This is a genomic window from Stenotrophomonas sp. PS02300 (assembly GCF_029959395.1).
Taxonomy (GTDB): domain Bacteria; phylum Pseudomonadota; class Gammaproteobacteria; order Xanthomonadales; family Xanthomonadaceae; genus Stenotrophomonas; species Stenotrophomonas maltophilia_AD.
The window spans coordinates 1-7,084 of record NZ_JASCOP010000164.1; the positions used below are offsets into that span (position 1 = coordinate 1).

The following is a 7,084-nucleotide window of genomic DNA, read 5'->3' on the forward strand; positions in this document are numbered from 1 at the left end:
CTTCTGCACGGCCCTAGCTCATTCCCATCAGGCCCCCTCGGTATGCGCTGCAGATGGTGTGCTGACGGGCTGGGGATAGGGTCGGGGCGGTCGAGATGCGCCGGGTGGATGGGGGCGCGGGGGAGGGGGTGCCGGGGGAATTTTGCCGGTTCCGATCTATCGATGCCCCTTCGCGAAATTTTCTGAAAAACGCCGCTCGCGCCCACCTGTCGAGTATTCTTGGCGGAAAATCCGGGCACACCTCATGGACAGAGACAGCACTTTTAAAGACCATCACTTTTGGGAGCTACAGCGACGAGACGCGCTTAACTCCAGCCTGTCATTGCAAATCGGCGCAACGACGCTGCTCATCGGCGCCACATATTCGATGTCAAAGGCTGCCTCAACAGATTGCAGCGTTGCCAACCATCTGCTCATTACGGGTCTACTTGTTACCGCAGGGCTGATTGCCGCCACTCTCTACTGCCTGGTTCGAGCAGTGTCTGGTTACGGATATGACCACACCCCAGACATGCGGCATATGCTCGCTGACAAGCGTCAGTGGCAGGCGGTCAGCTTATCGAAGGGTGAGGGGCGCTCGAAGCAAGAGATTGACGACGAGGCGGCGGCGGCGTTCCACAACAGTATGGACGACCTATACGCAAAGTCTGCCGGTCAAAACGGCGAGCAGAACAGAAAGAAGTCGCGCTGGATATTCTGGGTTAATAGGTTGGTGGTAGCAAGCCTCGTAGCCTTTGCCGTTTCTGGGATACCCTACCTCGCGGTAACTTTCGGGTCGCCCGAGAACCCCACCAGGGTCCACCTAACAAACTTAGATGAGGTAGCCATGACCGACAATAAGCCCAGCACGCCGCCGCCCCCGCCCACCACCTCGCAACGGCAGGAAGTGAGTCCTCCTCCGGCCCGCGACCCGGTGCGGTGCTTCGATCACGCGCTCCCGGGGAAGAAGCGCTAGGACTGAGCGCCCGGATGGCAGACTTGGCGTCCGGGCCTACTTGGCGAGGATGACTCGGATGCGCGTGATCAGCGGCTATCGCGTGGCGCTCTGGCCGGTGCGGTCGCGGACGGGCCTCAATTCTGCTGTTCGCGATATGGGCCGGTCTGTTCCACCTTCACGTACCCTGAGTAGCCGCTGTGTCTCCCTCAGGTTTCCTCAGGCAATGGCGGGAGGTTGAATCCGCTTCCTCGGTTGCGAATGGCTTCCTTCGCTCCTTCTCTTCCGATGGTTCGGCGCAGGCAGTGGTCGTGTAAGCCGCCGGTAAGCGCTGCAGCGAAGCCGGAGACAACTTCCCAGTCAGGGAGGCGGGTCCACCCGGTGCGGATATAACGGAGCGATTGCTCATCGTTGGCTTCATGCAACCACTGTACGTATTGGGTTGCCGTGGAAGCGCCGGGCACAAGCCGGTCAAGCCGCTGACTCAGTGCGTGTTCCAGAAGCTCGGGCAGGGTGTGGCCCCATTGGTTCTTAAGTGCCTTCAGAGTCGCCCCCCGTGACCTGAGGAACGCCTTAAGTGACAGCTCGATGGAATGCGCAATGAGCATGTACGGCACCATCGTCAGCCGTGGCCTCTCTGCATCCCACACCACCACGGCGCCCCGCCTATAATCTTCGGCGTAACGCACAAGGCCGAATGATGTAGTGCGGGAATCACGGTCAATCGGTGCCTCTTGCGGCGGGTCGGTCATGGCGAATCCATTCTCGGTCATTGATTGGAAGGCGCCCCCTCCGGCACCTTCAGTTATCCCCGTAGTTCACGCGTGGTGCCTTAGTACACTGTGGGAGCTGCCCAGCCGGTGGCCGTCGGTTCGACCCAGTAAATCACCGTTTCATCGCCTCGGGTGTAGGTGGCGCCGACTGCTCCGTTCTTCTGCAGTAGTCCTTCGGCGAGGGCCCAGTCATCGGGCCTCGTGTTCTGAGCATTGCGAAACTGCTCGATTATGCGGGCACCTTCGGTGGCGCGGAATTCTGTTTCTGTGATGGGCGGGAAATAGATCATGGGTTGTGATCCTCTGTGCCAGGATTGGCAAGGAGAGCTTAATGCCCGGGTTCCGCCTGCGCAACTAACTAAAATATCTGACTTTATTATATTTTCTCGCGCAACTTCGCTCGGCCCCCGCAGCTGCGTTAGCGGGCTCTTTCTGGGGCTCTGCTGCTTGTTCCACAACATCTACTGAACTTCGAGGATGCCGAAGTTGAATCCGACAACTCGGGAGATATTCCCCCGCCAAAACACCCCCTTCCCGTCGGGCGTGGCCCGGGTCTCGCCCGGCGCGAAAAACCTGGCGTTTTCGAGGTGGATGTAAACGGTGGTCCTTCCGTCCGGTTGCGTCGTTCGTGCCGGGTAAAAGTCGAGGAAGGAGCGAAACGTGTCATTTAAGTTTGCACGTAGAGCCTCATTCGTCAGCGTTCCCACGACGTCATCCAGCACATGAAGGACAAAGTGGTGGCCGGTGACCACGTTTCCGGTCACGAGCATGCCCCCAGTCTGAAGGGTCACGGGCAAACCAGAACCACTCTCCGCAAGCGTGACGAGCGCCTGGAGCATCGGGTCACAATCAAAGTCCAGCCGGATGGCGTGCTGGCGGGGAATGGTCGCGTCGCCTGGACGTCCGTCATTCATTTCCTCTAGCCTCTGCGTCGCGCCAATCGCGCAGCTCGAAGTCTACCCCCCAAGTTGGAAAGGCCTCGGTCGAAGCCAGGTCGCCTGCCGGTCGTTTCGGATCTTAACGATCGCCTCCCCGAACAGCCTCTTCCGGCCGCTCCGTGGCCTTCAGTTGCCCGTGAGGTCTATTGCTGCACCCCTGGGGGGCAGGCCACGATGGACGCTGCAGGTTGACCCCTGAGCCCTTGGGGGTGGCACCGTGGCGGATTCGACGGCGCAGGCTCGTCTCGCGCATGGCTTCGGCTATGCTTTTGGTGTGCCCGTTGGCGTCGCTCGGGTTCGGAGACTCGTCATCCTTTCCATGGTGTCACCCCCAAGCGCTTTCCCGTTTCCCTATAACTGGTGCGCCCGTTCGCGTGTAACGGTGGGCCGGCCATCCACGCCCCGTAGCACTCGCAGGGCGTGGGCATACATTGGCGGGCCTCAGCTGCGCCCGCGTACCTTCGAGGTTACTTTGTAGCCCTCTCCGGTGATCCGCACGTAGGCGTCCACGTCTTCGCCGAAGGTGATCTTTGACAGGGCGTCAGTCATCGCAACGAGACGACGAGACCTGTCATAGTTCCGGTCTATCACGTCCCCGTCGCCCACGTGGCCCACGATGCGCTGCCGTAGCTCTTTGGGAATCCCGGCGTCGGCCATCAAGGTCACTCCGGTGTGCCTAAGGCTGTAAATCGGGTGGCTTTCCCCGATTCCGATTGCCTTGCGCACAGTCGAGGCGCGCTTACCTAGCAGCGTGTAACGGTCGCCATCTGCGCCGGTGGCGCGAATTCCAGGTAGCAGCCAACCGTCGGTAGACGTGCGCACGAGCGAAGCGACGAGAGGCTGTAAAGTTGCGGGGATCGGCAGGAGGCGTTTGCCTGCTTCAGTTTTGCTAACCCTAATGGAGAGTGTCCCGTCCGCGATGTCGGCCGTGCGGACGTTGCATAGCTCCTGGGGCCTGCAGGCGAGATAGGCGCAGATTGCGACCAGCGGCCACAGGGCATCGCCGGATTTGACCTCTTGTAGGAACCGCTTTAGCTGGGAGCCGGTCCAGATTTGCCGGTCCTCGCGTGAGGTGTCGTCTGCGCGTAGCAGCAGCCCCACCTTGTCGAAGGCATTGGACGGAATCAGGCCCTTCACCTCTAGCCAGTCGCAGAAGCGGCGGGCGGTGGCGAGGATGAACTGTTTCCGTTCAAGAGAGAGGGGCAGGGGGTTCAACACGTCTTCGGCAAAACCCACAGCACATCTACGATCCAGCGTACCGGCGACGGCATCTGCCCCTGCGAAGTCCTGCAGTCGTTGTAGGTGTGCCCTGCGTTCCGCCACGGTCGCTTGTTTGACACCTCGGGTCGCCTCCAGCTTGAGCCACTGCGCCGCTAGCTCATCAAGGAGCGGGACGCCTCCATCCGCTAGAGACTTTGCGCGCCGGATCAGTCGCAGTTCGGACGGGGTCAGGACGGGCTCTCCGTCGGCGTCCCTAGGTGCACGCGACAAGAAGTGTTCGACCTCACCCTCGAAGTCTTCAGGGTGGACCTTGCCGGCGCGGACACCTTCGGCCTGCAGTGCAATAGCTTCTGCAGCGGTTGGAGCGGGGGTGGCCTTGGCCTTTTCGTGCTGAGCCTGAAGTCGCGCAATGACCGCGTGGCGGGCGCGAAGTGCTTGGGAATGGTCGCGGGTCTTCAGTGATACGCTGCGCGTGTCCCCGTACTCATGGCGCGCATGGCCGGGGGTCTTCATGTGGACGTACCACACCCCAGCACGCTGTTTCAGGTAGGTCGGTCCGTCGCTCATCAAGGGTGCCGGTGGCTCAGTAGGTGGCTCAGTCTACTTGGCAAAACCCTTGCAATCACTAGCCGTACAGCTTTAGTTCATCAGTGGTGCCGAAGGTGGGACTCGAACCCACACGCTTTTAAGGGCGGCGGATTTTGAGTCCGCTGCGTCTACCGATTCCGCCACTTCGGCTGGCTGGCCGCGTAGTGTATACAAACCTCGCCGGATTGGGGAGGCCTGAATCATTCAGTCGGGCCCGGACCTTCATTTTTCCGCGACGCTATACTCATTGCGCTGAACCATACAGGGAACGGTGATGAGCGCGTTGCAGGGTCTGCGGGTACTGGTGGTGGAAAACGACGCGATGAGCGCGTCGTTGCTGGAGATGCAGCTGATGCACGCGGGCGCGGTGATGATCGGGCCGGCGTCGTCGGTGGCCGAGGCGCTGCGCCTGATCGAGGAGGCTGCGCCGCAGATCGTGCTGCTGGACTACCGCCTGGCCAATCACGAGACCAGCGACCCGGTCGCCGATGTGCTGACCGCGCTCGGCATTCCCTTCGTGGTGGCCACCGGCATGGCGAATTTCCAGCTGCCCGAAGCGTTCCGCGCGGGCAGGGTGCTGACCAAGCCCTACCTGACCGCTGAGTTGAACCATGCGCTGACCGCCGCGCTGCAGGATCACGCCGCCTCGGCGTAATCGAGCTCGACCGGCTCGCGGTCGTCCAGGATGCGGTACAACGCGGCCAGGTCCTGCGGATCTGGATTCAGCCACGCATCCAGGTTTTCGCGCCGGATCGGCACGATGCAGCGGTCATGGCCGGCGGCGGCCACGTCGCGCGGGGGTTCGTCGGTGATGGCGGCGAACGAGAGCAGGCGCCCTTCGGGGCCTTCCCATTCCGACCACAGGCAGGCGATCAGCAGGTCGCGCGGCGGCTGCGGGCGGAATTCGAGCACCACGCTCTGTGGATTCTCGCCCGGTGCCAGGGTGCGCTGTTCAAGCGCATGGCGCGGTACGTGTTCGTAGAACGACTGCACGACGACGACGCCGTGGTGGTGGCCGAACGCGTTCTTCCAGTAGGCCTCGAGGCTGTCGCGGCGCGCGTTGTAGGTGCCGGGATAGAGCGCGTCGTTGCGTGCGGGCTTGTCGGGCAGGCGGCACTGGTAGCGCATCGGCTTGATCACGCGCTGGCCATGCTCGGACACCATCACCGGGGCGTACACGCCGGGGAAGATGCGGCTGTCGCGTGGCAGCAGGCCGCTGCGGTGCAGGTCGGCCAGGCGTGCCTGGGCGCGGTCCAGGCGGTTGCCGGCAATGCGGATGTCATTGCGGGCCTTCTCGGTGGGGCGGTGCGCCAGGCTTTCTTCGGCCTGCTTCCGGCGTGCGGCCTGAACGCGGATTTCCTCGTCCAGCGCCTGCATTTCTTCGGCGTGCCATTGCTGGATCTTCGCCACGATATCCTGGCCCTGCGCGGTGCGCGCACCGGCAAAGCCGTCGTCCATGGCCTTGGGTGTCTTGGGGCGCTGCTTGCCGGCGTCATGGGCATAGAGCTGGGCGAACTCGTCCAGCGAAATGGTGGCGCCGAACTCACGAACCAGTTTGGTGTAGTCGGCGCGGATCTGGGCGGAGTAGCACATGGGCCTGGACCGGGGTATCAATCGATGGTTGATACGCTACCAAACAAAAAGCCCCGGCATTGCCGGGGCTTTCTGCGTTGTATTGGCGTCCCCACGGGGATTCGAACCCCGGTCGCCACCGTGAAAGGGTGATGTCCTAGGCCTCTAGACGATGGGGACGCACGAAAACTTGAATTTTAATGCCGCATCCATCCGATCGGCCTAATGACCGGATGTTGGTGGAGCCAGGCGGGATCGAACCGCCGACCTCCTGCATGCCATGCAGGCGCTCTCCCAGCTGAGCTATGGCCCCACGTTGATGCTGCGAGCCGCCTATCATATCGGTGTTTTCCGGGAATGGAAACACTTTTTTCGGCGGATACAAAAAACCCCGGCATTGCCGGGGTCTTCTGCGTTTGATTGGCGTCCCCACGGGGATTCGAACCCCGGTCGCCACCGTGAAAGGGTGATGTCCTAGGCCTCTAGACGATGGGGACGCACGAAACTTTGAATTTTGCTTCTGTCGGACGGCCTATGTCCGGAGAAGTGGTGGAGCCAGGCGGGATCGAACCGCCGACCTCCTGCATGCCATGCAGGCGCTCTCCCAGCTGAGCTATGGCCCCACGTTGTTGCTGCCAGCCGACCATCTTAGCGTTGATTTGCCTGAATGGCCAGCCTTACACCGGTTGATGAGTGGCGTCCCCACGGGGATTCGAACCCCGGTCGCCACCGTGAAAGGGTGATGTCCTAGGCCTCTAGACGATGGGGACGCATGAACTCATCAATGTTTCCAACACCTCCGAACGGCCTAAGGTCCGGAGTGGTGGAGCCAGGCGGGATCGAACCGCCGACCTCCTGCATGCCATGCAGGCGCTCTCCCAGCTGAGCTATGGCCCCACGATGCTGGAGGCGGAATTCTACGCGTGTGAAGACGATTCGCCAAGTGTTTTTGTGCGTTTTTCTTACAGCAAGAGCCAGAGCCTTTGTCTGCGCGGTTCACTGCGTGGGGCCGGCGGGTGTGGGGGTACGGGGGGCGCCGTGAACCCATCCTTGGGGGC

Annotated in this window: 7 protein-coding genes and 7 tRNA genes; 2 read left to right on the plus strand and 12 right to left on the minus strand. The window is 61.9% G+C overall.

Going from position 1 to position 7,084, the window contains the following annotated elements:
• The first annotated feature begins 244 nt into the window (after nt 1-244).
• Complete coding sequence (locus tag QMX79_RS18945; protein WP_282248158.1) at nt 245-955, plus strand: hypothetical protein; 711 nt, start codon at nt 245-247, stop codon at nt 953-955.
• Nucleotides 956-1,143: 188 nt separating this feature from the next.
• On the opposite strand, the gene QMX79_RS18950 is transcribed toward QMX79_RS18945, so the two are convergent.
• From QMX79_RS18950 to QMX79_RS18970, 5 genes are all read right to left on the minus strand, one after another.
• On the minus strand, nt 1,144-1,686 hold the full coding sequence (locus QMX79_RS18950; protein ID WP_282248159.1) for a hypothetical protein: 543 nt from the start codon (nt 1,684-1,686) through the stop codon (nt 1,144-1,146).
• An 80-nt stretch (nt 1,687-1,766) separates the two neighbouring features.
• On the minus strand, nt 1,767-1,997 hold the full coding sequence (locus QMX79_RS18955) for a hypothetical protein (protein WP_282248160.1): 231 nt from the start codon (nt 1,995-1,997) through the stop codon (nt 1,767-1,769).
• 171 nt (nt 1,998-2,168) lie between these two features.
• A complete protein-coding gene (locus QMX79_RS18960) occupies nt 2,169-2,621 on the minus strand; it encodes a hypothetical protein (protein ID WP_282248162.1) in 453 nt (150 codons plus the stop codon).
• 465 nt (nt 2,622-3,086) lie between these two features.
• Nucleotides 3,087-4,433: a DUF6538 domain-containing protein gene (locus QMX79_RS18965; RefSeq protein ID WP_282248163.1), complete on the minus strand. Its 1,347-nt coding sequence runs from the start codon at nt 4,431-4,433 to the stop codon at nt 3,087-3,089.
• An 84-nt stretch (nt 4,434-4,517) separates the two neighbouring features.
• Nucleotides 4,518-4,604 (minus strand) — tRNA-Leu (locus QMX79_RS18970).
• 124 nt (nt 4,605-4,728) lie between these two features.
• Between QMX79_RS18970 and QMX79_RS18975 the strand changes: the two genes are divergently transcribed.
• Nucleotides 4,729-5,109, plus strand: coding sequence for a response regulator (locus QMX79_RS18975; protein ID WP_282248164.1), 381 nt, complete (start codon nt 4,729-4,731; stop codon nt 5,107-5,109).
• Here QMX79_RS18975 and QMX79_RS18980 read toward each other — a convergent pair.
• From QMX79_RS18980 to QMX79_RS19010, 7 genes are all read right to left on the minus strand, one after another.
• On the minus strand, nt 5,091-6,047 hold the full coding sequence (locus tag QMX79_RS18980) for an SOS response-associated peptidase family protein (RefSeq protein WP_282248165.1): 957 nt from the start codon (nt 6,045-6,047) through the stop codon (nt 5,091-5,093). The genes QMX79_RS18975 and QMX79_RS18980 overlap by 19 nt on opposite strands.
• Nucleotides 6,048-6,130: 83 nt before the next feature.
• Nucleotides 6,131-6,206 (minus strand) — tRNA-Glu (locus QMX79_RS18985).
• Between the two features lie 57 nt (nt 6,207-6,263).
• Nucleotides 6,264-6,339 (minus strand) — tRNA-Ala (locus QMX79_RS18990).
• A 108-nt stretch (nt 6,340-6,447) separates the two neighbouring features.
• Nucleotides 6,448-6,523 (minus strand) — tRNA-Glu (locus QMX79_RS18995).
• A gap of 50 nt (nt 6,524-6,573) precedes the next feature.
• Nucleotides 6,574-6,649: transfer RNA gene (locus QMX79_RS19000), tRNA-Ala, on the minus strand.
• A gap of 71 nt (nt 6,650-6,720) precedes the next feature.
• Nucleotides 6,721-6,796: transfer RNA gene (locus tag QMX79_RS19005), tRNA-Glu, on the minus strand.
• A 51-nt stretch (nt 6,797-6,847) separates the two neighbouring features.
• Nucleotides 6,848-6,923: transfer RNA gene (locus QMX79_RS19010), tRNA-Ala, on the minus strand.
• Between the last annotated feature and the right edge of the window lie 161 nt (nt 6,924-7,084).